The sequence below is a fragment of the Winogradskyella sp. KYW1333 genome, from assembly GCF_003335675.1.
GTDB lineage: Bacteria > Bacteroidota > Bacteroidia > Flavobacteriales > Flavobacteriaceae > Winogradskyella.
Genome location: NZ_QPHL01000015.1, coordinates 382,268 through 407,298, shown reverse-complemented (window position 1 = coordinate 407,298; position 25,031 = coordinate 382,268). Strand labels below are relative to the sequence as shown.

Sequence of the window (25,031 nt, the reverse complement as noted above, 5' to 3'; positions counted from 1 at the left end):
TTCATTCATCTTTATAAGTCTTAAATGAATTGCCTATCCTGTAATTTAATAATTCTTTGTCCATTAAGTTCGGTTTAAAGCCAATTCATTTGTCAAAGTTAAATATTTAATAGTTTTTAAAATAAAATCAAAGTTCAGTGATTTCAGTATCTAACCAATTTAATCTATCTTCTATCCATTCAATAAGGTAATTCTTTTCGTCTTCATAAGAATTTCCAACGAAGTTGTTTGGCCATACATACTGACCCAAGACAGGCCATTTTTCAAAATTCTCTTGAATTCCACCAGATAAGCTAAGTGTTTCTGTATAAGAATCTATTTTTTGAAGTATTGCGCTATTTGAGAGTGAACCACCACGCAATTCTAACCAACGGAGTTTTAATTGAGATACAAATTCTGGATCTTCAAGTAAACGATCCCACCAAAAAGGAATTTGCCAGAAATCATTTGAACATCTCTCATTAAATTTATATGCCCAAACATTAGTTGATCCACCGGAACAATAATCAGCATTACCAAAAGCTAAATTGAAATCCCAGATAGGACCCATTTGAAGTTTTTCATTTTTATCTTTAACGAGCCAAGTACTTAAGCGGTAACCATCTACGTTGTTGGATAATTCGGTAAGTAAAAAGAAGTCAATAAAACTCTGTGTTTCTATATATGCAGAATAGCCAGTATTAGGATCGGTAAAATCATTACTTGATAAAGCATTTTCAAAAGCTAACATATAATTGCTGATGTAGGTTTTTTGTTCTTGTGTAATATCTTCTTCGTCTGGTGTGTCGTATAAAAAATGAATTTCCTGTCCGGAACTTGCATCGTTTGGCGTATAAGTAGATGTAATTGAATTTATATTGGTATATATGGTATTATTAGGGCCATCTGCTTTATCAATTTTAAGTATATAACCACCAGTTAAATCTTCTCCACTATTTTCATTTTCTCTTAATTTATTGATATCGATACGATTATCATCTCTTTTTAATTTTTCCATTAGGACATAAACTCCGTTGTAGGATTCATTTATTATAACATCAACAAATTTTGCTCGGCTGGCATAACGGCCAATTTCTCTGGATAAGTCATAGATAAGCATGTTACGAATCAACGATTTGTCGCTGTAAGGAGCATATAAGATCCAATCTTCTTCTTCAGGGAAACCCAGCAAGGAGACATCAAGGTCTTCATTTGCATCATCTCGCGTTTCAAAGCCAAATTGTTTTTTTGGGAATGATTGAGAAGATGATCCTCTTATTTCAATACCAATATTACCATCATAATCGACTTCATCATTAATTGTGATGGTCATTTGCGCAATTATTTTGGGTTCATCAACAATGGTCGCTCCATTTGTATTTATTTTTACTTGTGGTAATCTGTTTTCTGGTAAAATTATGACTTCTTCATCTTGTTCTCCAGTATCATTTTTCTCGCAAGAATATGTAACTGTGATAATTAGGCAAAGAATAATATAACTATAAACGGTTTTCATTTTAGGTTCTAATATTATATGTTACGAAAATAGAATTATTATAATTTACTTAAATAAAGCTAAGCCATTTCATTCGTCTTTATAGGTCTTATATGCAATACCTATACCATAATTGAATAACCCTTTATCCAATAGGCTTGATTTAAAGCCCTTGTCATTACTGAAATTAATCCAATTATTGCCATTGATAAATACACGTTTTATAAATGTTCTTTTCTCACTTAATTGACTGGTAAAAGGTAGTAGCGGTCTAAAATTAGTTGGTATTTTAATGATACCATTTTTAGCTTGTACCTCTTTATACTTTTTATTTGGTAGTAGCTTACCGTTTTGATCAGTGTAACCCAAAACCTGTAATGAAACAAACAGACCATTGTTTGGAACATAGATATTAAAATCCTCAACGTTTAAGGTAAAAGAGTCACCATTTATCTCTGTAGCTCGAAAAACTATGGTTTCATAGCTTAAAACCTTACCTGGACTACCATTCTCGTTTTCATAAAATTTCACCTTGAATAAGGTTGAAAACTTCTTTTTTTCGCTATTAGAACGTTTTCTTTTTTTCCAATCTCGAGATTCCAAAGCTATTGGGAAAATGACAGATGAAACTTCCTGGTCTTTAAGGTTTGTTTTAGGAAAGTAAACAGCAATTTCAGATTCTATTGTTGGTAGCCAACAATTATAATAATTATCATCTAAATATGGTTTTAACTTTTCTTCTTTAAATTTTCTATTCCGTTTAAATTCTATAGTTACTTCGTCTAGTTCATCAGCTTGGGAAACCATGTATAAAGTATCTATCAATTCATTGGAATTCATATTAAGATCTTTATAGCTTAATGCAGAAATAAATAAAGAATCTATATCTGGATAGAGCTTCTCTGTAAACACAAATTTTCCTTCGTCATCTGCAAAAATTCCATTCCCATTACCAAATGAAACAGCCGCATAACTCACTGGATGTTTAGAAATGCTATCTAAGATGGTAATTTGTGCGCCAACAAATTGTGCAGAAAATAGAAATAGAAAAAGGATTTTACGCATTCTTTATATGTATGGATTTAAAGATACATCATTTATAAACATAAAAAAACGCCTCTGATTAGGAGGTGTTTTTTCATTGATTGGTTTATTTATTAATCTTCTAACGCTTTTTTTGTTTGAGTGTACTCAACATATAAGCCTAAACCTGCAATTATGAATATTATTGACGGATAAACCGCATCTTCATCTAAACCTGTGTAGGTGTCTAATATATTTGCTATTAGCACACCCAAACCTATACCTATTAATAGAAATGCAATGTTGATCACTGTAATTTTCCAAGAAGATCCAGATTTTTTCTAATATTAAAAATAATTGCGTTTACACCTTTTTCTTTTAATGCTAACCTCTCTTTGTTTCTTGTTGAAATATTAGTCGATAATGCCAAATTCAAGCAAAGTACTTATGAAATTTCAACTAAAGTGTACTAGTTGTTATTATCAAACATTTGTTTTATTTCAGGTTTACTAAGTTCAATTAAAGTGAATACACCTAGCAAAATTCCAAGTATTCCTGTTAAGCAGCTTACAACCGCCATTGCGAAAATAAAATTGTAATTCTTAATTGATTTCAAGTAACTAGAGGCTAAAATTTTAAGTATACCCAAGGTCACTGTTATAATTAAACCAATTACCCCAAGAATAATAATTATTATTCCAGGATTGAAAGGCATGTCCTTAGACTGGTCTAGTTCTACAGCACTGGTTACAAAAAATCCTAACCCTACATAAAATATAAAGAAAATCGCAAAGCAGAGTGTTAGTATACCTTTAATTAAAAATAATACACTAAAAGTGTTAAGTTTATTATTAGAGTGCATGATAACAAGATTTAAATATCTGTTACCTAAAGATAACAAAACCACTTCAAAATTGAAGTGGTTTTGTTATTTAAGGTCCTGAATTTCTGTCAGCGTTCCAACTACTTAATCATATCATAACTACGCTTAATAAAGTTTGTTAACTCTTCGCCTTTCAATAGGCCTTGTGACAACCTTGCTAAATCTAAACTCTGATTTATTAAACGCTCTTGTTTTTTACGTGTTTTTGTGTTAAGAATTTCATTCACTAAGTCATGATTTGTATTCACTACCAAGTTGTACATCTCTGGCATGTTACCCATACCAAACATACCACCCCCTCCAGTTTGTTGCATTTCTTTCATACGACGCATAAATTCTGGCTGTGTAATAATAAATGGTGACGCATTACTATCCATTGCTTCCAACTGTACCATGAATTTGTCTGAAGGAACAACCTCTTTTAATAACTCGTTTAGTTTGGTTTTTTCATCTTCACTCAACTTAGAGATAGTTGTATCGTCTTTCTTAATTAAGTTATCAATATGATCAGCATCAACACGTGCAAAAGAGATATTTTCTTTAGATGTTTCTAGCTTTTGCATTAAATGACTAACTATTGGTGAGTCCAATAATAAAACTTCATAATTTTTATCCTTTGCAGCTTGTATGTAAGCATGTTGCTCATCCTTGTTTGAGGCATAAAGAATTACCATTTTATCATCCTTGTCAGTTTGTTTAGCTTTAATAGCATTTGTTAATTCTTCAAAGGTGTAAAATTTACCATCTACAGTTGGATATAAAGCGAATGCATCTGCTTTTTCAAAGAACTTTTCTTCAGATAACATACCATACTCAATAACAATTTTAATATCGTCCCATTTTTTCTCAAAATCTTCACGATTATTATTGAATAATGATTTCAATTTATCCGCTACTTTTCTAGTGATATAAGATGAAATTTTCTTAACGTTTCCATCAGCCTGCAAGTAACTACGAGATACGTTTAATGGAATGTCTGGTGAGTCTATAACACCACGAAGCATGGTTAAGAACTCCGGTACTATACCTTCTACATTATCAGTTACAAATACCTGGTTTTGGTATAACTGAATCTTATCCTTCTGAATATTAAGGTCATTTGTCATCTTTGGGAAATACAAGATTCCCGTTAAATTGAATGGATAATCTACATTAAGGTGAATATGAAACAGTGGTTCTTCAAACTGCATTGGGTACAATTCTCTGTAGAATGAGCTATAATCTTGATCCTTTAAATCTGCTGGTTGCTTAGTCCAAGCCGGATTAGGATTGTTAATGATATTATCAACTGTGATTTGTTTGTGCGGCTCTGTAGTTTCCTTACCGTCCTTATCTTTTGTAGTTTTTGGAGTGAAATCTGGATCGTTAATTTCCTTAGTTCCGAATTTAATCGGAATAGGCATAAACTTGTTATATTTTGTGAGTAACTCTCTTATTCTTGCTTCTTCGAGAAATTCCTGTTCCTCCTCAGAAATATGAAGAATGATTTCTGTTCCTCTTTCTTTTTTATCTGCTTTCTCTAAAGTGAATTCTGGTGAACCATCACACACCCAATGTGCAGCCGGAGCATCAGTATGGGATTTGGTAATAATTTCTACTTTATCTGAAACCATAAAAGATGAATAGAATCCTAATCCAAAATGACCAATGATACCAGCATCTTTACCAGTATCTTTATATTTATCTAGGAATTCTTCAGCACCTGAGAAAGCAATTTGGTTGATGTATTTCTCAACTTCCTCTGCGCTCATACCAATTCCTTGATCTATGATATGAAGTTTCTTTCCCTCTTTATCTATTTTTATTTCAATCTTTGGTTCACCGTACTCTGATTTAGATTCACCAATACTTGTTAAATGCTTTAATTTAAGAGTCGCATCTGTTGCGTTACTGATTAATTCACGTAAAAATATTTCGTGATCACTGTACAAGAATTTTTTAATTAACGGGAAAATGTTTTCTACCGACACATTAATATTTCCTTTTGCCATGATATGTTGTTTTTTTATTCCTGGATTAACAGGTTTGATTTTAATTGTTTATTTCACTAATCCCGTATTCAAATAAAGTACCAAGTATTAAACTGTGACAAGATGGCATAAAAAAACCATTGGCTGTGGAATGGTTTTTCGTTTTCGGAATATTTTTAATTTTTGATTGTTTCTTTAACTTCAATCTTTTCTTCTTTCTTCTTTTTATTCTTCACATGCTTTTCTAACCATTTATCTTGCTCCCATAGCATATGCATTATTGATTCTTTGGCTCTATAACCATGACTTTCTTTAGGTAACATTACCAGTCTAACTGGTGCGCCTAGTCCTTTTAAGGCATTAAAATAGCGTTCGCTTTGCAATGGATAGGTTCCGGAATTATTATCGGCCACACCATGAATAAGTAGTAATGGTGTTTTCATTTTGTCTGCATGCATAAAAGGTGACATATTGTAATAAATTTCTGGAGCTTCCCAATAACTGCGTTCTTCACTTTGAAAACCAAAAGGCGTTAATGTTCTATTATAGGCTCCACTTCTTGCAATTCCTGCAGCAAATAAATTAGAATGAGACAGTAAATTGGCTGTCATAAATGCTCCATAACTGTGCCCTCCAACTGCAACTTTTTCTCTATCAATGTAGCCTAAATTATCAACTGCGTCTATTGCTGCTTTACCATTAGCTACAAGTTGTGTTCTAAACGAGTCGTTAGGTTCTTCATCACCTTCACCAACTATTGGAAACGCGGCGTCGTCTAGTACAACATAACCTTTTGTAACCCAATATATAGGTGAGCCCCAATATGGGTAAACAAACTCGTTTGGATTAGCCGTACTTTGAGATGCACTAGCCTTATCCTTATATTCCCTAGGATATGCCCATAAAATCATTGGATACTTTTCACCTTCCTTATAGTCTAAGGGTAAATAGAGCGTCCCTTCTAGATCTAAACCATCATCACGTTTGTAGCTGATGACGCGTTTGTCCACCGTTTCAAGGCTTTTAAACGGATTTTCAAATGTTGTTATAGCTGTGAGATCGTTTTTTTTATTTATATTCCTAATGTAGTAATTCGGATATTGGGTTTTTGACTCAATACGAACCAGTATTTTACCTTTTTTCAGATCTAAGGCACTATTGAGACTTTCTAACTTATCCGTATACTTAGACTGATAAAGTCGCTTAGTTTTGCCTGTTTTTGTATTGTATTCATCAATGAATGGAAACTGTCCTTCCTTTGAATATCCATTACCCATGAGGTAAATTTTATCACCGTTCATATTGAGTGTGTAGCTACCATATTCATTTTTTGAGGTCACAAAATTTCCAGGATCGCTGTAAACATCTTGATAGTTTCTATCAGAAATAACTTTGGCCTCAGCAGTAGAAGGATTAAACATATATGTTTTAGTATTTCTTGTATTCCACCAATAATCATATGCCATTGCTGAATTGTCATTTCCCCATTCTATCCCGGCAAAACGTTGTTTTGTTTTAAGGATCATTTTTTTTGGTCCATTAAATGGTGCGTTTTGCTCATATACAGCATCTCTATATTCTGCTTCTATTGCTGGATCACCGCTATCTAAAGCTTCTGCCCATACCAAAGTAGAAGGTTTGTCGCCTCGCCATATCATATTGCGTTTACCAAGTCTGGTAGACATAAATCCTTTAGGTCTAACTTCATCTAAAGGAACTTCGTTTACAACGGTTACTATGTTGCCATTTTTGCTATACATAGTGCTTTCACTAGGAAATCTGCCAAATGTTACTAAATAAGAAAACGGTTTTTTAACCTTTGTAATCATTACATAATTACCATCAGGCGAAAAGCTTATGCTTCTATACATATCAGCACCTAGAAAATCATCTACTTTGCCATCAATGGAAACCTTTTTAATCTCAGATCTTGCTAACTGTTCAAAGTTAAACTCGTCATTAGGTGTTTTTAATAAATCTTGATAGGTTCTATTTTGTGCCTTAGCTCCATTACTTACCGAAACAGTTGGTCCAGTTGGTACAGCTACTGCTGTATTTATCAATGGTTTTCTATCAGCAGGTAACATTTTAACCAAAAGATTTTGGTTGTCTTTAAACCAATTTATAGTACTTCCCATATTTGCATTGACCTTAGCATCTGTAAGTTTTGTGACCTTGGCATTGGCAATATTTAATACCCAAACTTCTACTCCAGTGGATGTTGTATTAAGGCAGGCAATCATACTTTCATCTGGTGACCATCTAAATCCTGAAAGTCTTGCGTTTTCTGGTAACCCAGAAACTTGTTTTGCGTCTTTATCTTTTACACCTTTAACCTTAATATTTGTGTAATAATTAGTTCTGCTTCCAATATTGGTTACCGGATTAATTCTAAGACCAGCTAATCTTAATTCTGTTTCAGATAACTCTGCAATTGATTTGTATTGATTGCGATAAAGCAATACCATTTGCTCACCTTTACTGTCAATTTGAACGCCTGGAGCTAATTCTACATCAGCGAGTTCTAAAATCTCATTAGAAGGTTGTTGATATGTAAGATTCTGCTGTGCAAAACCATTAATCACGAAAAGAAATACGAAGATTCTGAGTAATTGTTTCATTATTTTTTTGATTATGGATTAGTGCCTTTAAATTACTCAAAAAAATATCTCCAAAATCTGATAGGCATGTTAAAATTAAATGAAATTTTTAATCTGTTAAATTTATTATGCATGCATAACGAATAGGTTTAGGAATAGATTCAAATGGGTTAAATTTGTTAATCTAACTATATATAACAACTAATGTACAATTCTAGAATAACAGGGTTAGGTAAATACCTGCCAGAAAATGTTGTAACAAACAACGATCTTAGAGAATGGATGGATACCAGTGATGAATGGATACAAGAGCGAACTGGTATAAAGGAGCGTCGTTGGATAGATCCAAAAACCAGTGACGATACTACATCTATTATGGGAGCGAAAGCGGCCAAAATAGCCATTGAACGCGCAGGTTTAACGAAAGACGATATTGATTTTATTGTATTTGCAACCTTAAGTCCAGATATGTATTTCCCTGGAGGAGGAGTAAGGGTCCAAGAGTTATTGGAAATGGACACAATAGGTGCCTTAGATGTAAGAAATCAATGTTCCGGCTTTATTTATGGATTATCTGTTGCTGACCAGTTTGTTAAAACCGGCATGTATAAAAATGTATTAGTAATTGGTAGTGAAAATCACTCAGGAGGATTAGAGCGTTCAACTCGAGGTAGAGGTGTAACAGTTATTTTTGGTGATGGAGCAGGTGCTGCAGTTCTTAGTAGAGAAGAGGACAATAGTAAAGGTATTTTATCAACTCACTTGCATTCTGAAGGGAAACACGCAAAAGAATTAGCCTTGGAAGGACCGAGCACAGGACGTTGGATTGATGCTATTATGGAAGAAAATGACCCTGACGATACATCTTATTATCCATATATGAATGGCCAATTTGTTTTTAAACATGCTGTTGTAAGATTTAGTGAAGCTATAGTCGAAGGCTTGATCACCAATAATTTACAAAAAGAGGATATAGATATGTTGATTCCTCATCAGGCTAATCTCAGAATTGCTCAATTCATTCAAAAGAAGTTTAGGTTGTCTGACGACCAAGTCTACAATAATATAATGCGTTATGGTAATACGACTGCAGCTTCAATACCCATTGCATTGACCGAGGCATGGGAAGATGGTAAAATTAAAGAAGGTGACAATGTCGTTCTTGCAGCTTTTGGTAGTGGATTTACTTGGGGGAGTGCAATTATTAAATGGTAATATTAATTATAAACAAAAAAAGCCCAGATAATTAATCTGGGCTTTTTCAGCTATTAACCAACTTTAACTAACACTACATTATAAAACATAAATTTTATAAAGTTTCGTAATTAAAACTTATCTCCATACTTAAGATGTAACGAATTCAGATTTATTTCAAACTTTAACATATTTAAGTGAATTTTAACAAAAACCCGAAACGCTTGTTTCGGTTTTTTTTATTTAATAGTATTAAAAAGAAATACTTCATTTTTTGATTTTTTTTTGATTGATTTGATAGTTTCTAAGTGTTAAGGCGACTATTTTTACAACGTGTTACCACATTTAATAGAACTTAATATCTTTTTAACAAATGAATAAAACCACTTTAGTTTTAGGTGCCTCATTAAAACCTGAGCGTTATTCGAATATTGCTATCAATAGATTAAGAGGTAAGGACCATGAAGTAAAGGCCTTTGGCTTGAAGTCAGGAGAAATTAATAATGTGCCTATTGATACAGAGTTGATTTCTTATAATGATATTAATACTATTTCAATGTATCTTAGTCCACAAAGACAGAAATCGTATTATGATTATATAATTGGTTTAAGTCCTAAGCGAGTTATTTTTAATCCTGGTACAGAAAACCCTGAACTATATAAAATATTGGAAGAAAATAATATTGAAGTTGAAGTTGCCTGTACACTAGTTTTGCTAGCTACAAATCAATATTAATCTCTTATTCTGAGTAAGTATATTGCTTTAACTCTGCACTATTTGATAAGACAAAAATCACATTATTATCTCTCATCTTTACAACTTCAATTTGCTTTATTTGATCATTAAATGGAGACATACCTAATTTTGAAACAGGTTGATAATTGGACTGGTCTTCAACCAGTAATCCTTTCAATGAGGTGTAAGAACCATGATAGGTGTTGACTTTATCAGAATTACCACCAACAATTAACTTGGTTATGTTGTCAGACTTAATTTCTGCGAAAGTTGTAATTGGTGCAAGTTGCATGGCATCTTCAAATTCAATAAATTCAGAATACTTACCATTGTCATTTCTTAAATAACCAGATGCCAGAGTGTGAGCCACTGACTTTTCAGCTTTTTTAATACTACCTTGTTTAATGACTTCCTCTATCGTTTTACCTGCTACACTTTTATGATCTAAATAAATTTTGTTCATAATATTCATTTGACCAGCCATTTCATCCTTTGAGTTTAGTGGATAATATTTACCATCTCTATTGTAGGCAATTAGTGTTTCGTTAATTCCGTTTTTATCAAAGTCTGAATAGTATAATAAAAGTGGGCCGTCAAAATAAAGGTTGAATTTTGTGTTGAGTCCCCAATTTCCTAACAAAATATCTTTGTCACCATCTGAATCAATGTCAAATGTGCTGATTGACTGCCATAAACCATTCATTTTTTCTGGTATATCAAGTAATTCTAATTTTCCGTTAGTATTGATATATATTTTTGGAGCATCCCACTCACAAGATACGAGTAGGTCCTTGATATTATCACCATTAATATCCGTCCATTCAGCAGATGTTACTTTTGAAGCTTCAAGAGTTTCTTTTATTGTGAAATTACCTGAACCATCATTATTCAAAACGTAAGATTTCACTTTTTTACCGTAGTCATTTGCGACTGAATGATTACCAATAAATAGGTCTGTATCACCGTCACTATCGTAGTCATGGGCTTCGACACTTGTTGAAATATTGGTGTTAGAAGGTATTCTGTCTGAAGCATCTATAAATAGACCATTTTCGTTAATGTATAGTCTGTCTTTCATTAATCCTTCTACCTTCAACTCATTAATACCTGTAGCTACGTAAAGATCGAGATCTCCGTCATTGTCTGCATCAAAAAATGTGGCATCGTTATCTTCATAATAACCATCATTCTTGAATGTTTTTTGTTCTGATAATTTAAATCCAGATCCAGAGTTAAGATATAGCTCACTTACTTTACCTGAAGCACTGCCAATATATACATCTTCAAATCCGTTACCATCAACATCACCTTTGGCAAAAGCCGGTCCAAATATTGAGACCTTGTATGGAATTAATTTTTCTTCTAAAAAATCTGTATAATTATCTTCTACATGCGTGTAATCAATACTGTTATCTGCATTAAACAGGGAGCTTTTGTTTTTAGTGTTATTGTAGACATAAAGCTTATCCGAAGCAGTATATTCAATAGCTATTAATGTGTTTGTGTCTGGAGTATGAATAGTTTGGTATTCATTATTAGGCCATATGATTTCTATAGAATCAATTTTTTCAGTACTACCAATTCCAAAATGAAGCTTACTCTCTAATGAAGATAAAAACCCTCTAGATTTAAATATCTGCTTTGTTTGAGTTTTACCATCGGCATAAACAATTGCTTTTGTACCAATTCCTTCTATATTTGAGCCTTTATAGCTAACATCTAATGAAATATAATTGCTATTATTGTCAGTTGTATTTTTGTACAAGCCAGCAGTCGAATTAAAGTTGTTTGTAACAATATCTAAGTCACCATCATTGTCAAGGTCAACATAAATAGCGCCATTAGAAAGGCTTGGTTTATTTTCTATCCAATTTCCAGTTTGGCTTATTAATCTTTCAGAATTGCCTTCAAAAATTTCATTGGTTACTTTTCCATGAGTCATTTCACCAATAGAATTAAATAGCCATTCCAGGCCTTCACTTTCCGTTCGGCCCTTAAAGGCATTGGATACATACTTCTTAAAATCTAATCCATTGGGACGTCTTAAAATTCCATTGGAAACAAATAAATCCTGGTGGCCGTCATTATTGAAATCTGCAAAAAGTGGTGCCCAACTCCAATCAGTATCAGCAACTTTATTCAATAAGGCAGTCTCGTGAAAATACGCACCATCGTTATTGATTTGTAGCATATTGCGTGAATATTGATCTTTATAACCTAAGTTATCAAGATGTTCTTGCATATTAAACATAGCATCATCACCTTCGGTCTCTTTTAAGATTCGTTCTTCTTTAGGAAGCATATCCAAGGTCATTAAATCTTGGTATCCATCTCCATTAATATCTGCTGCATCACTTCCCATAGAGAATCTGCTAATTGTGGTGAAAGATTCTCCAAGACTTTCTTTAAATGTGCCGTCTTGATTATTTAAATAATAGTAGTCATCTTCATGAAAATCATTACAAACATATATATCATCCCAACCGTCATTATTAAAATCAGCAACAGTGGCACTTAAGCCATAGCCATTTACACCACCATAGATATTTGCCTTTTCACTTACGTCTGTGAACTTACCATTGTTATTATTTAAAAGAACATCGCCTACAAGAGGTACGCGCTTATTTCTTAAATCAGCATTACCATGTGAAAGGGTTGTGTGTACAGCATGGTTTACGATATATACATCAAGATCGTCATCTTTATCATAGTCAAAAAAGTATGCTTGTGTGGAGTAGCCTTTAAAGTCTAGTCCGTAGTCCTTGGCCTTTTCAGTAAAAGAGCCATCGCCATTATTTATAAAAAGTTCGTTATGACCTTTAAAGTCTAACAAACCAGAGACAGCACAGACATAAATGTCTAACAAACCATCATTATTAATATCTATCATAGTAACTCCAGTTTGCCAGTTGGATTTACCATTAATATTAGCTTTGACTGAAACATCCTCAAATTTAAAATTACCCTTGTTGAGATAAAGTTTATTATCACCCATATTTGATACAAAGAACAAATCAGGTAACTCATCATTATTTATATCACCTGCTGCTACACCACCTCCATTATAATAATAAATGTAATTAATAATGCTATGGGTTGGATCTTCAGAAACTAAGTTTGAAAAATCAATACCTGAGTTTTCTGGTGCAATTTCCGTGAGTAAAAAAGATGAGTTTTCAGAGCTTTTATCTCCTTCTTTTGAGCATGCGAAAATAAAAGCAAAAACTAATATTAGTATAGAAAATTTTTTCATTGGAATAGTAGCAAAATCCATGCAACAAATATACTAATAATTTAAGCTATTCCCTTATGCATTAATGCCACCGCAATTTTATTTTACCGTCTTTTTTCTGATTATTAAAAGTCCTAAAAATGTTATTAAGCCATTAATTGGAAGTAGTTCGTAACCTAATGTGTAACCTCCAAGGTTTTCGGGTGGAATTGATCCAATTATTGAAATTATAATAGCAGCGCTTAATGCCACAATCCAAACGTATTTGTCCTTAACTTTATATTTGGTAAAGATTCCAAATGCAAATAGGCCGAGTAATGGCCCATAGGTATATCCTGCAACTGTAAGTAGACTGTCAATAACATTACTTGTTAATACATATTTAAAGATAATTATTACGACAATTAGTAAAATGCTCATTGCGATATGTATCTTTTTTCGGAGGCTTTTTTGGTCTTTTTTAGGTTTCTTATCGATATCTAAAAAATCAACACAAAATGAAGTTGTTAACGATGTAAGTGCGCTATCTGCACTACTATACGCTGCGGCTATTAAACCAAGCATAAACGTGATAGCCAATGTTATACCTAAACCACTGTTTAAGGCAATTTCAGGGAATAATAAATCAGTTCTCGGATTTCCATCCATTAATGGAATTGCGATGTTATTTTTATTAGCATAGATGTATAATAACGCACCTAAAAGCATAAAGAGAAAAGTTGCGGCAACTAACACTATACTAAATGTCACCATGTTTTTTTGAGCATCTTTGAGAGATTTACACGTGAGATTTTTTTGCATCATATCTTGATCGAGACCTGTCATACAAATCGTAATAAACATACCTCCTAAAAAAGATTTTATAAAATGACTACGTTCTAAAAAGCTATCTGTTATAAAGATCTTGTCATAGTTTTTAAGCTCATCTGATGCGAGAAACTCATTGAATGACCAGCCCAAATTGTCATTGATAAAATATATTGAAAGTATAACAGCAATTAACATAAACAAGGTTTGTAAGGTGTCTGTCCAAATAATAGTTTTTATACCACCTTTATTAGTATATACCCAAATAAGTAAAATTGAAATAATCACCGTAATCTCAAACGGAATGTTCCATGCATCAAAAACAAACTGTTGCAAAACAATGGCTACAAGAAATAGCCTAAATGATGCACCGATTACTCTTGAAATAAAGAAGAAAAAAGCACCTGTTTTGTGACTCACCACGCCAAATCGTAACATCAAGTACTCATAGATTGAGGTAACATTGTGTCTATAATAAAGTGGTAGAAGTATAAAAGCTACCACGAAATATCCAAACATATAGCCTAGTACCACCTGAAAATAACTGAATTGCGATCCTTCTATCCATCCAGGAACAGAGATGAATGTGACACCAGAAAGTGATGCGCCAATCATCCCAAAAGCCACTACATACCATGGTGATTGCTTATTGGCTTTAAAAAAAACAGCGTTACTGTCATCCTTACCTGTTAGATAGGAAATTAAGATGAGAATACTAAAATAACTTACAATTAATATCAGTATGGAAACTGGTGACATAAAGCGTTTATTTAAGAATATTTTAGAAAAATACTATTTTTGAAAAAAAAAGCTACCTCAAATTGAATAATTATGAAAAAGTTAATCCTTTTATTTTCACTCTTCTTTATTGTGTTAATCGGGAATTCTCAAGAATATCTTGATTTAATTGCTGAAGGAACTCACACTGTACAATATATATCTCAACAAGCCGAAACTCACTTTGATGAAGTGGGTAGAGATCGTGGTACAGGTTATAAGCCATTTAGAAGATGGAAGTATTTCGCAGAGCGTGCTATGGATGAAAATGGAATACTAAAGACACCTGAATTTTACTACAATGAGCTTCAAAATTATAATGCATTACAAAATAGCGAGTCATTGTTTTCAAGAACAACTGTTGGTACTTGGGAAGAAATGGGCCCAACGTATTGGAATGCTACTTCTGGTTATAATCCTGGTGTCGGTAGAATCACATCTATTGCTGTAGATGAATCTAATTTAGATCATATTATTGTTGGAAGTCCAACTGGTGGCGTTTGGAAAAGTTTAGATGGTGGTAATACTTGGACCGGTCTTACTGATAATTTGGCAAATATCGATGTCTATGCATTGGCTATTGATCCACTAAATAGTAATACATATTATTGGGGATCTAATGTAGGGTCTATTTTTAGATCAACTGATGGAGGAGCAACTTGGGCTTTACACGGGAGTGTTTCCGGTGGTACGGTAAATAGAATTTTAATTGATCCAACGAATACATCTAAAATGTATGCTAGTGCTCAAAGTGGTGGTTTATTCAAATCTACTAATGGAGGATCTACATGGACTTCAATTAATTCTAGTGCCACCACAGGATACGATTTTCAGTTTAAGCCTGGAGATACAAATACAATTTATGCTTCAGGAACTGGCTTTTATGTTTCCACAGACGGAGGCCTAACATTTGATACAGGAGATGGGTTAGGAGCCTGGACTCAAGAATATGTTAGTGGTTCAACAGATTGGACAACTTCTGATTCAAACCAAAACAACACAGCTTCCCCACGAACAGGAAATGGTTTGGCGTTATTCTATATTGGAAACTTTTCTCAGCCAAAAACAAGATTGGTAACACCATCTTTAAATTTAGCTGGTGCTGTTAACCCTAGAGTTAATTTTTCGTACACCAATGTGAATTGGGATGGAGCAATAGATGAATTAAGAGTGTTCTATAAAGCATCTGCAGGTGGAAACTGGACTCAAATTGCAGAATATACTGCTGAGGTGACCAGTTGGTCCGACATTACTTTGAATTTGCCAAATCCAACAGGCGATTATTATGTTGCCTTCGAGGGAACATCAAATTATGGTAGGGGTTTAACATTGGATGATATATCGGTGGAAGACAATAATCTCGGAACTGTTTTTTCAGATGGATTTGAAACTGCACCAAATAGTTTTTCAACTGGTGTTAAAATGATTGGTATTTCGGCAGATGACCCCTCTGTAGTATATGTTGTCGAAGCAGATGGAAATGTATTTGGTGGTTTTCATAAGTCTACAGACAGTGGAGTAAACTTTACTGAACTAAGTCATCCTTTTCAAAATTATTTCGGATATGATACTAATGGGTTTGATAATCTTGGTCAAGCACCAAGAGATATGGCTATTACGGTTAATCCAAATGATGTAAACGATGTGCATATAGCTGGTATTAATACATGGCGTTCTACAAATGGAGGCATTTCATTTAGTATTAGTTCTCAATGGACGCCTGGAGGAGCATCAAATGAGAATATTGGTTACTGCCATGCTGATGTAGATATTATGCAATTTTTTGGAACAGGTGCAAATACGAAGTTATTTGTTGGTTCGGATGGAGGTATTTTCAAAGCAGACGACCCTACATCTGTAAATTCCGATTATTATATGGATTTAACACCAGGATTGGGTATTAGACAATTTTATAGAATTGGAATTAGCCAAACCGATCCGGTTATAGTAACTGGTGGTTCTCAGGATAACGGTTCTTCGGTTTTAAGAGCTGATGGTAATTGGTACGATTGGTGGGGTGCCGATGGTATGGAAGGTTTTGTTGATAAAAACAATTCTCAAATTCTTTATGGAACCTCACAATTTGGATCTTTTGTTAAATCCATAGATGGAGGAGACGATGTCATAAATGTAGCCCAACCAGATGGTAAAGGAGGGCAAAACAATTGGAATTGGGTAGTGCCTTTTGAACAGGATCCAATTGTTCAAAACACCATTTATTGTGCCTTTGATCAGGTATACAAATCAATAGATTCAGGTGTTAATTGGACAGCAATTTCACAAAATTTTGGAGATGATATTGACGAATTAAAGATAGCTCCAACTGACAGCAATAAAATGTATTTAGCTGTTGATGGCGTATTTTGGTACACTTCAAACGGTGGTTTAAATTGGACACAATCGGGATTAAACCTATCTGGTGGACAGGTTAATAGTATTGCGGTTCACCCTACAGAACCTGATAAAATTGCAATTGCTGTAACTAATAGTAATAAAGTTTATGTGAGTACAAATGGCGGTCTATCATTTACAGCTATTCCTTGGGATTTACCAAACTTCTCAGCACAAGCAGTAGCTTGGCAAAATAATGCTGAAGATGGGCTATATGTAGGTATGAATTACGGTATTTATTATACGGATAATGATCTGGGTAACACTTGGATTCCATTCAACAACGGGCTTCCTAACGTGAGAATTAACGAACTTGAAATTAATAGTGCTGATAATAGGTTATATGCGGCGACCTACGGTAGAGGATTATGGAGATCTAACTTATATGATGCTTCGCTTAGTATAGAAGAATTTGATACGGACGATTTTAGTATTTATCCAAATCCTGCAAATAATGAAGTAAATATTAAATGGACCAAACCAGAAATAGTTACTTTAAGGATATATAATAGTTTAGGTAAAATAATGTTTTATGCGAAAAACCTTAAAGTATTTAATGGTCATAAAATTGATGTCTCTAACTTTGAGCAGGGTATCTATTTTGTAAAGTTAAACAGTGACTACGGTGAAGTAACGAAGAAGTTAATATTAGATTAGTATTCTCAAACTGAATATAAGTTTAAGTTCAATTGTTTTACCTTGATAATTGGACTTTTTTATACTTTTTCTTTGAACTTAAAAACTGTACCTTCGCAACTATGGAATTTTCATCAAAACTTCTTGAAAATGCAGTAAATGAGATGTCTCAATTACCTGGAATAGGTAAGCGTACAGCTTTGAGATTAGTATTGCATATGCTCCGTCAACCAGACTCCCAAACCTTTCAATTGGCAGATGCGTTAACCAAAGTAAGATCTGAAATAAAGTTTTGTAAATCATGCCATAATATAAGTGATAAGGAACTATGTGAAATTTGTTCCAATCCAAATAGGCAAGATGATTTGATTTGCGTAGTTGAGGATATCAGAGATGTTATGGCCATTGAAAATACAAGCTCATATAAAGGATTGTACCATGTTTTAGGTGGTAAAATTTCACCTATGGATGGGATAGGTCCACAGGATTTAAATATTGATTCATTGGTTCAAAAAGTGAAGAGTGGACATGTAAAAGAACTGATTTTTGCAATGAGCCCAACTATGGAAGGTGATACTACCAATTTTTATATTTTCAGGCAAATTCAAGGAACTGAAGTTGCCACTTCAACAATAGCTAGAGGTGTTGCAGCTGGTAACGAGTTAGAGTATACAGATGAAATAACTTTAGGAAGAAGTATCGTTGATAGAGTTCCGTTTGAAGCCTCTTTAAAATCTTAGGGATTCGTGAAACTTTCAATTATTATTCTTAATTATAATGTTGAGCACTTTTTAGAGTTGTGCCTAAAAAGTGTGGTAAGGGCAACTAGTACAATAGAGAGCGAGATAATTGTTGTAGATAATGCCTCCAATGATGGAAGTTGCGCCATGGTTAAATCTAAATTTCCCAAGGTTAAATTGATTGAGAATGAAGATAATTTTGGTTTTTCAAAAGGTAATAATATTGGAGTAGCCTGCGCAAAGGGAGAATTCCTTTGCATCCTTAATCCAGATACGGTTGTTGCAGAAGACACCTTTATTAAACTAATAGAGTTTTATAAACAAAGAGCAAAAACTGGGATAGTTGGTTGCCAGCTTATTGATGGGACGGGATGTTTTCTGCCGGAAAGTAAACGCAATATTCTAACACCGTTTGTATCTCTAAAGAAAATGATTGGTATGGATAAATCATACTATGCCAATCATATTGATAAAGATGGAATAGGCAAGGCGGATGTTTATGCAGGTGCATTTATGTTTTTGAAATCAAAAATATATAATGAAGTAGGAGGATTTGATGAGGACTACTTCATGTACGGAGAGGATATAGATCTATCGTATAGAATTAAAAAATCTGGTTATACAAATTATTATTTTGGCAAAACGAGCATAATACATTTCAAGGGTGAGAGTACTATGAAAAATAGTGTTTATGCAGAACGATTTTTCAATGCGATGCAAATTTTTTATAAGAAGCATTTTAAAAGCAATCCTTTGTTTAATACTATTGTTTGGTTAGGGATAAAAGCCCTAAAGAATACAAGTAGATCTAAACAGTCTATAGCACCAATGATAAAAAGCACCTATGTTTTCGCGGAAAACTTGAATAGTGGTGTTTCAATTAAGTTAGTTAAACCAATTGAGCCTATACAAGACTTGGGGATTGAATTACCACCAGATAGTATGCTGGTTTATGATTGCGATTATACAGAATTTAAGACCATAATTAACGATATGAAACAAAAATCAAAACAAGTTAATTGTGTCTATAGATTTTTACTGAAAAGCAGTAATTTTATCCTTGGAAGCGATTCTTCTATCAGTAGAGGCGTTGTGGAAAAATTTTAAATAGATTCAAAATGAATAAAAATCAACAAAATATCTGATTTTTTATTAATTTTGCATTTAACTGACTAATAAAGACCTTCAAATTATAGATATGGCAAAGTTTGAACTTAAGTTACCTAAAATGGGAGAAAGTGTTGCTGAAGCAACAATTACGTCATGGTTAAAGGAAGTTGGTGATACTATTGAAGCGGACGAGGCAGTTTTAGAAATTGCAACTGATAAGGTAGATAGTGAAGTTCCTAGTGAAGTAGATGGTGTTTTGGTTGAAAAATTGTTTAATGTAGATGATGTTGTTCAAGTTGGGCAAACTATTGCTGTAATTGAAATTGAAGGCGAAGAACAAGAGACTACAAGTGCGCCTGTTGAGGCAGTTAAGGATGAGGTAAAAGAACAAGAAATAGTTCAAGAGGTAGCCCAAACGGTTGTGGCTGCTCAACAATCTGTTGAACCTGTAATATCATCTGGAGATCGGTTTTACTCACCACTAGTTAGAAACATAGCAAAGCAGGAAGGCGTATCACAAAAAGAGTTAGATACAATTCCAGGAACTGGTAAAGATGGACGTGTTACAAAAAATGACATGAAGGCCTATCTAGAAAATAGAGGTGCTAAACCTACCGAATTATCTCAAGTGCAGCCAGTATTAGAACAAAAAGTTGAGACGAAATCTGTGTCAAAACCTGTTGTACAACATCAAGAAGCTACACCTGTTATTGCATCTGGAGGTGATGAAATCATTGAAATGACCAGAATGGGTAAACTCATATCCAAGCATATGGTAGAATCGGTCCAAACTTCAGCTCATGTGCAATCATTCATTGAGGCAGATGTAACAAATATTTGGAATTGGAGAAATAAGCGTAAAGATATTTTCAAAAAACGTGAAGGTGAAAATCTAACATTTACGCCTATCTTTTTAGAGGCAGTTGCTAAGGCATTGAGAGATTATCCGATGTTGAATATTTCCGTTCAAGGTGACAATATTATAAAAAAGAAGAATATAAATTTAGGAATGGCTGCCGCTTTACCTGATGGTAATTTAATTGTACCTGTAATTAAAGATGCAGATCAATTGAATTTACTTGGTATGGCCAAAAAAGTAAATGATTTAGCCAACAGAGCAAGAATAGGTGAATTAAAACCAGATGAGATCCAAGATGGTACTTATACTGTTACTAATGTTGGTACATTTGGAAGTATTATGGGAACGCCTATTATTAATCAGCCACAGGTTGGTATATTGGCTTTAGGCGCTATAAGAAAAGTTCCAGCAGTAATTGAAACTCAGGAGGGGGATTTTATTGGAATACGATACAGAATGTTCCTTTCACATTCGTACGACCATCGTGTTGTTAACGGTGCGTTGGGAGGGCAATTTGTCCAAGCCGTTAAAAATTATCTCGAAGCTTGGGATATGGATAGAGAAATTTAATTTTTACTCAAATATTATATTTATTTAGAGGCACAGTTTAATTACTGTGCTTCTTTATTTCACGAAACCTTCCCAGCGTTTCATATAATTAATAAATGTTTTACTTAATCCTTCAGATTTTAAATAATCTTCTGAAACAGGATTTTCTACTGGCATAAAACTTGGGTTTTCAATAAATTTTTGAGGGAAATCGTGATGTAAAATAGCAGAACGACCAATAGTTACAAAATCAATACCAGCCTCAAGTACCTTTCTGACATCTTTACCACTTCGAATATTCCCAGCTACAGTAAGCTTCACATTTTTGAAATTTAGTTGAAGAACATGTTCCATTAAACTAAGTTCGCTTTCAGGATATTCTTCAGGCTTTTTAAAACAATCCCATAAGGATAAATCTAAGAAATCGATATCATGTTCGTTAATTAGCGTTTGACTGACTTTCATCATCTCACTTAATTGCATTCCAAATCGCTCTGGTGATAATCTTACACCAATTAAAAATTTATTACCGCATGCTTGTCTAATTCCGTCCACAATTTCATATAATAATCTTGCTCTATTTTCTAATGAACCACCATATTCATCAGTACGTTGATTAATTTTAGAACTTAAAAACTGAGTTAGGATGTAACCATGAGCGCCATGGACTTCAATACCATCATAACCACATTTATTTGCTCTTGCAGCTGCACCTATGAAATCTTGCCTCAATTGATGAACCTCTGTAAGTGTTAATGCTCTAGCATTATGTTTTTTACTATCTGAAGGACAAACAGCTTTTTGTTTTATCACCTCAAATGGTGACCTCATACCAGCATGATGCAATTGTATAACGGCCAAACTACCATGAGATTTAATTTCTGATGCTAGCCTTTTGTGACCATCAATTAAATCATCTGAAAATATACCTAATTGTCCAGAAAAACCTTTTCCGACTTCTTGTACATGAGATGCGCAAGTCATTACCAAACCAAAACCACCTTTAGCTCTCATGGTGAGCCATTTATACTCATCATCAGATAGCCTTCCGTCTTCGTGGCTCTGTTGATTGGTTAGAGGTGCAATCATAAATCTATTTTTCATTGTTGCACCACAGCTAAAGGCCAATTTAGTTGTGGAATTTTGTATCATGACTATTATTTTTCAAAACAAAATTCGCCTAAATTTATCGTTTCCTCAAATATTTGTTTTCAATAATTATTGTGACTAAATCCACTACCTTTGTATAAAATTTTAGAATATGCAATTAAATCTGAATAAACCAATCTGTTTTTTTGACTTAGAAACCACAGGTATTAATATTTCAAAAGACAGAGTCGTTGAGATTTCTATTCTTAAAGTCTTTCCTAATGGCAAAGAAGAATCGTATACGAAATTGGTTAATCCTACTATACCAATTCCGCCAGAGGTCACAAAAGTGCATAGAATTTCAGATGCAGACGTTGCAGATGCTCCGACCTTTAAGGAAATTGCAAAAGAGGTACATGCTTTAATCAAAGATTCTGATTTAGGTGGGTTTAATTCAAATCGATTTGATATTCCACTTTTGGCTGAAGAAATGTTACGTGCTGAAGTAGATTTTGATATGAAAAATCGAGTTGCTGTAGATGTGCAAACCATATTCCATAAAATGGAGCAAAGGACACTAAGTGCCGCTTATAAGTTTTACTGTGGTAAACATTTAGATGATGCACATAGTGCAGAAGCAGATACAAAAGCTACTTATGAAGTGTTAAAGGCTCAACTTTCAAGATATGACGAGTTAGAGAACGACACTAAATTTTTAGCTGAATTTAGTTCTCGTAAAAAGTTTGTAGATTTCGCCGGTTTTTTAGTCTACAATAAAGAGGGAGAGGAGTGTTTCTCATTTGGAAAGCACAAAGGTAAGCGAGTTGTTGATGTTATGGAACAGGAACCTGGATATTTTGGTTGGTTGCTTAATGCGGATTTTCCATTGTATACTAAAAAAGTGTTAACTGCAATTAAATTACGTCAGTTTAATAATAAATTAGGCTAATGAAACTTATCTGCATAGGAAGAAATTATACAAAACACATTGAGGAATTAGAGAATGAAAAACCTTCAGATCCAGTGATTTTTCTTAAACCTGATACTTCAATTTTATTGAAGAAACAACCATTTTTTATACCTGAATTTTCGGATGAGGTGCATCACGAGGTTGAGGTATTGGTTAAAATTAAAAAAGTAGGGAAGTACATTGATAAGAAATTTGCACACAAGTATTATGATGAAATAGGTCTCGGTATTGATTTCACCGCAAGAGATTTACAAGCAAAATTAAAATCAAAAGGATTACCTTGGGAAAAAGCCAAAGCCTTTGATGGTGCAGCAGTAATAGGTAAATGGTTACCCAAAATACAGTTTGCTGACATTGATAATATAAACTTTAGTTTAAAAAAGAATGAAGAGCAAGTGCAAACAGGAAATACCAGACTAATGTTATGGAAAATAGATGAACTGATAGAATATGCCTCAAAATATTTTACTTTAAAAATTGGAGATATTATATTTACAGGAACACCTGCCGGAGTTGGTAAGGTTTTTGCAAATGATCAATTAAAAGGATACATTGAAGACCAAGAAATGTTTTCAATAAAAATAAAATAAATGGCACAACATTATACATTAGATCGAGTAAGAGAAATGGCAGATAACGACGAAGATTTCGTTATGGCATTGGCCGCGGCGTTTATTGAAGAAGTTCCTGTAGATGCGGACCGATTGAGAAAAGCGATTCCTGAAAATGATTTTTATGAAGCTTATCAAGCTGCTCATAAAATGAAACCAACGTTAGAATTATTTGGATTATCGTCGTATGATGCCTTAATAGAGGTACAAGATTGGGGGAAATTTGAACAAAAAGACAAAGACATAACGTCACAATTGCAAATTGTATTAGAAGGTGTCGAAAACGCAGCTGCAGAGATTAGGTCTGATTTTAATTTGTAATTATTTAATTCCTAAAACATTTTTAGAGATGTGCATGGTAACAAGCATATGTGGCAAATCTACAACTTCTGCTATTTTGAGGTCTCCAGCAAGAGAGCATAAAGCATATGCCTCATTTTCACTTAATTTATGGTCGTTCATTAAATAGTCAACCATATAAAGCGTTGCTTTTTTAGCCGCAATATCAATTGTTGTTCCGTAACCTGTAGTGGCATAGTAATCCTTTGTTTCGTATTGTGGCTCTTCAATGGATTTGTTTTTAATCAACTCAATCTCATAAACTATTCTTAGCGGTACTTCTATAGCTGTACCACATACTTCACCTAAACCTTGCACAGCATGGCCATCACCAATTGAGAATAAGCCACCATCTACAAATACGGGGAAATAAACTGATGTACCAACAGTCATATTAGGATCATCCATATTTCCACCATTTGCCCTTGGTGGAATGGTACTGAGAAGTTCAGATGTGTCTGGAGCCACTCCCATAACGCCAGGAAATGGATTTAATTTAAGTTGAATTGAATCGTTAAAGTTGACTTTAGTTTTGTCATTTTTAAGGTCATATATTCTTAAGTATTCTCCTTTAATGGAGTCGGCAACAAAACTAAATCCAGGATAGATGGCATTCCAGCCCCAATCTCCAAGCTCAATTTCATGCAATGTTACTTTTATAACATCTCCTGGTTCTGCATCTTCAACAAAAACAGGTCCTGTTAAGGGATGGATAGGTTCAAAGTCAAGATTCTCTAAATCTTTAACCGTAGAATTTAAATTAAACTGTTCGTCACTAGCATCTTCAGTAAAAGCTTCAATAATAGCACCAGATTTGACGGTAAGTACAGGTGGTATGGTACTGCTAAATTTATTATGTGTTTCATCCTTGGTAAGAGTAAACTCTGGTTTAAAACTTACTTCTATAGGTAGATCTTCTGTTACTTCAGTAGCCTTTTCTTCATCACATTGATAAAACATACTGCAAAATATTGCACAACAAAAAATTAGATTAGTGATCTTTCTATTGGTCATGGTTAGTCAAGAATTTTATCAAAGGTT

At 33.7% G+C, this 25,031-nt stretch carries 19 protein-coding genes; 9 read left to right on the top strand and 10 right to left on the bottom strand.

All coding sequences use genetic code 11. The annotated features are described in order from the left end of the window. Window positions 1–127: 127 nt before the first annotated feature. The 6 genes from DUZ96_RS07530 to DUZ96_RS07505 form a co-directional block, all read right to left on the bottom strand. Complete coding sequence (locus DUZ96_RS07530) at window positions 128–1,495, bottom strand: CotH kinase family protein (RefSeq protein ID WP_114301318.1); 1,368 nt, start codon at window positions 1,493–1,495, stop codon at window positions 128–130. A gap of 69 nt (window positions 1,496–1,564) precedes the next feature. Further along, window positions 1,565–2,539, bottom strand: a complete 975-nt coding sequence (locus DUZ96_RS07525; RefSeq protein WP_114301317.1) for a hypothetical protein — start codon at window positions 2,537–2,539, stop codon at window positions 1,565–1,567. A gap of 92 nt (window positions 2,540–2,631) precedes the next feature. Further along, complete coding sequence (locus DUZ96_RS13110; RefSeq protein WP_258774340.1) at window positions 2,632–2,808, bottom strand: hypothetical protein; 177 nt, start codon at window positions 2,806–2,808, stop codon at window positions 2,632–2,634. A 158-nt stretch (window positions 2,809–2,966) separates the two neighbouring features. After that, the gene (locus tag DUZ96_RS07515) at window positions 2,967–3,359 is read right to left on the bottom strand and encodes a hypothetical protein (RefSeq protein ID WP_114301316.1); all 393 of its coding nucleotides are present in this window, start codon (window positions 3,357–3,359) and stop codon (window positions 2,967–2,969) included. Window positions 3,360–3,460: 101 nt separating this feature from the next. Further along, complete coding sequence (gene htpG / locus DUZ96_RS07510) at window positions 3,461–5,371, bottom strand: molecular chaperone HtpG (protein ID WP_114301315.1); 1,911 nt, start codon at window positions 5,369–5,371, stop codon at window positions 3,461–3,463. Window positions 5,372–5,526: 155 nt separating this feature from the next. Then, window positions 5,527–7,971: a S9 family peptidase gene (locus tag DUZ96_RS07505; RefSeq protein WP_114301314.1), complete on the bottom strand. Its 2,445-nt coding sequence runs from the start codon at window positions 7,969–7,971 to the stop codon at window positions 5,527–5,529. Window positions 7,972–8,154: 183 nt separating this feature from the next. Between DUZ96_RS07505 and DUZ96_RS07500 the strand changes: the two genes are divergently transcribed. Together DUZ96_RS07500 and DUZ96_RS07495 are read left to right on the top strand one after the other, a co-directional pair. After that, entirely contained in the window at window positions 8,155–9,165 is a 1,011-nt protein-coding gene (locus DUZ96_RS07500) for a 3-oxoacyl-ACP synthase III family protein (protein ID WP_114301313.1), read from the top strand. A gap of 352 nt (window positions 9,166–9,517) precedes the next feature. Then, entirely contained in the window at window positions 9,518–9,880 is a 363-nt protein-coding gene (locus DUZ96_RS07495) for a CoA-binding protein (protein WP_114301312.1), read from the top strand. 4 nt (window positions 9,881–9,884) lie between these two features. On the opposite strand, the gene DUZ96_RS07490 is transcribed toward DUZ96_RS07495, so the two are convergent. After that, window positions 9,885–13,133 carry a VCBS repeat-containing protein gene (locus DUZ96_RS07490; protein ID WP_114301352.1) on the bottom strand — a complete coding sequence of 1,083 codons (3,249 nt, stop codon included), beginning with the start codon at window positions 13,131–13,133 and terminating at the stop codon, window positions 9,885–9,887. 78 nt (window positions 13,134–13,211) lie between these two features. Continuing rightward, the gene (locus DUZ96_RS07485; protein WP_114301311.1) at window positions 13,212–14,678 is read right to left on the bottom strand and encodes a sodium:solute symporter; all 1,467 of its coding nucleotides are present in this window, start codon (window positions 14,676–14,678) and stop codon (window positions 13,212–13,214) included. Between the two features lie 72 nt (window positions 14,679–14,750). Between DUZ96_RS07485 and DUZ96_RS07480 the strand changes: the two genes are divergently transcribed. The 4 genes from DUZ96_RS07480 to DUZ96_RS07465 all read left to right on the top strand — a co-directional run bounded on the left by DUZ96_RS07480 (window position 14,751) and on the right by DUZ96_RS07465 (window position 21,002). Then, entirely contained in the window at window positions 14,751–17,744 is a 2,994-nt protein-coding gene (locus DUZ96_RS07480) for a VPS10 domain-containing protein (protein ID WP_114301310.1), read from the top strand. 101 nt (window positions 17,745–17,845) lie between these two features. Next, window positions 17,846–18,463, top strand: coding sequence for a recombination mediator RecR (gene recR / locus DUZ96_RS07475; protein ID WP_114301309.1), 618 nt, complete (start codon window positions 17,846–17,848; stop codon window positions 18,461–18,463). 6 nt (window positions 18,464–18,469) lie between these two features. After that, window positions 18,470–19,570, top strand: a complete 1,101-nt coding sequence (locus DUZ96_RS07470) for a glycosyltransferase family 2 protein (RefSeq protein ID WP_114301308.1) — start codon at window positions 18,470–18,472, stop codon at window positions 19,568–19,570. 91 nt (window positions 19,571–19,661) lie between these two features. After that, window positions 19,662–21,002 carry a dihydrolipoamide acetyltransferase family protein gene (locus tag DUZ96_RS07465; protein WP_114301307.1) on the top strand — a complete coding sequence of 447 codons (1,341 nt, stop codon included), beginning with the start codon at window positions 19,662–19,664 and terminating at the stop codon, window positions 21,000–21,002. Window positions 21,003–21,056: 54 nt separating this feature from the next. On the opposite strand, the gene DUZ96_RS07460 is transcribed toward DUZ96_RS07465, so the two are convergent. Continuing rightward, window positions 21,057–22,133: an NADH:flavin oxidoreductase gene (locus tag DUZ96_RS07460; RefSeq protein ID WP_114301306.1), complete on the bottom strand. Its 1,077-nt coding sequence runs from the start codon at window positions 22,131–22,133 to the stop codon at window positions 21,057–21,059. A 109-nt stretch (window positions 22,134–22,242) separates the two neighbouring features. On the opposite strand from DUZ96_RS07460, the gene DUZ96_RS07455 reads away from it, so the two are divergent. Genes DUZ96_RS07455 through DUZ96_RS07445 form a run of 3 tightly spaced genes read left to right on the top strand, consistent with a single transcriptional unit; the run spans window position 22,243 to window position 23,972 of the window. Further along, complete coding sequence (locus tag DUZ96_RS07455) at window positions 22,243–23,019, top strand: 3'-5' exonuclease (protein ID WP_114301305.1); 777 nt, start codon at window positions 22,243–22,245, stop codon at window positions 23,017–23,019. Continuing rightward, window positions 23,019–23,630, top strand: a complete 612-nt coding sequence (locus DUZ96_RS07450) for a fumarylacetoacetate hydrolase family protein (RefSeq protein WP_114301304.1) — start codon at window positions 23,019–23,021, stop codon at window positions 23,628–23,630. The genes DUZ96_RS07455 and DUZ96_RS07450 overlap by 1 nt, the downstream gene beginning before the upstream one ends. Beyond that, entirely contained in the window at window positions 23,631–23,972 is a 342-nt protein-coding gene (locus DUZ96_RS07445) for an Hpt domain-containing protein (RefSeq protein ID WP_114301303.1), read from the top strand. On the opposite strand, the gene DUZ96_RS07440 is transcribed toward DUZ96_RS07445, so the two are convergent. Further along, on the bottom strand, window positions 23,973–24,950 hold the full coding sequence (locus DUZ96_RS07440; RefSeq protein ID WP_114301302.1) for an acetamidase/formamidase family protein: 978 nt from the start codon (window positions 24,948–24,950) through the stop codon (window positions 23,973–23,975). Window positions 24,951–25,031: the final 81 nt, after the last annotated feature.

Bases quoted from the DNA above. Each gene is read 5' to 3' on its own strand.
- DUZ96_RS07530 (WP_114301318.1), bottom strand. From the start codon at position 1,495: ATGAAAACCGTTTATAGTTATATTATTCTTTGCCTAATTATCACAGTT.
- DUZ96_RS07525 (WP_114301317.1), bottom strand. From the start codon at position 2,539: ATGCGTAAAATCCTTTTTCTATTTCTATTTTCTGCACAATTTGTTGGC.
- DUZ96_RS07515 (WP_114301316.1), bottom strand. From the start codon at position 3,359: ATGCACTCTAATAATAAACTTAACACTTTTAGTGTATTATTTTTAATT.
- htpG (WP_114301315.1), bottom strand. From the start codon at position 5,371: ATGGCAAAAGGAAATATTAATGTGTCGGTAGAAAACATTTTCCCGTTA.
- DUZ96_RS07505 (WP_114301314.1), bottom strand. From the start codon at position 7,971: ATGAAACAATTACTCAGAATCTTCGTATTTCTTTTCGTGATTAATGGT.
- DUZ96_RS07500 (WP_114301313.1), top strand. From the start codon at position 8,155: ATGTACAATTCTAGAATAACAGGGTTAGGTAAATACCTGCCAGAAAAT.
- DUZ96_RS07495 (WP_114301312.1), top strand. From the start codon at position 9,518: ATGAATAAAACCACTTTAGTTTTAGGTGCCTCATTAAAACCTGAGCGT.
- DUZ96_RS07490 (WP_114301352.1), bottom strand. From the start codon at position 13,133: ATGAAAAAATTTTCTATACTAATATTAGTTTTTGCTTTTATTTTCGCA.
- DUZ96_RS07485 (WP_114301311.1), bottom strand. From the start codon at position 14,678: ATGTCACCAGTTTCCATACTGATATTAATTGTAAGTTATTTTAGTATT.
- DUZ96_RS07480 (WP_114301310.1), top strand. From the start codon at position 14,751: ATGAAAAAGTTAATCCTTTTATTTTCACTCTTCTTTATTGTGTTAATC.
- recR (WP_114301309.1), top strand. From the start codon at position 17,846: ATGGAATTTTCATCAAAACTTCTTGAAAATGCAGTAAATGAGATGTCT.
- DUZ96_RS07465 (WP_114301307.1), top strand. From the start codon at position 19,662: ATGGCAAAGTTTGAACTTAAGTTACCTAAAATGGGAGAAAGTGTTGCT.
- DUZ96_RS07460 (WP_114301306.1), bottom strand. From the start codon at position 22,133: ATGATACAAAATTCCACAACTAAATTGGCCTTTAGCTGTGGTGCAACA.
- DUZ96_RS07455 (WP_114301305.1), top strand. From the start codon at position 22,243: ATGCAATTAAATCTGAATAAACCAATCTGTTTTTTTGACTTAGAAACC.
- DUZ96_RS07450 (WP_114301304.1), top strand. From the start codon at position 23,019: ATGAAACTTATCTGCATAGGAAGAAATTATACAAAACACATTGAGGAA.
- DUZ96_RS07445 (WP_114301303.1), top strand. From the start codon at position 23,631: ATGGCACAACATTATACATTAGATCGAGTAAGAGAAATGGCAGATAAC.
- DUZ96_RS07440 (WP_114301302.1), bottom strand. From the start codon at position 24,950: ATGTTTTATCAATGTGATGAAGAAAAGGCTACTGAAGTAACAGAAGAT.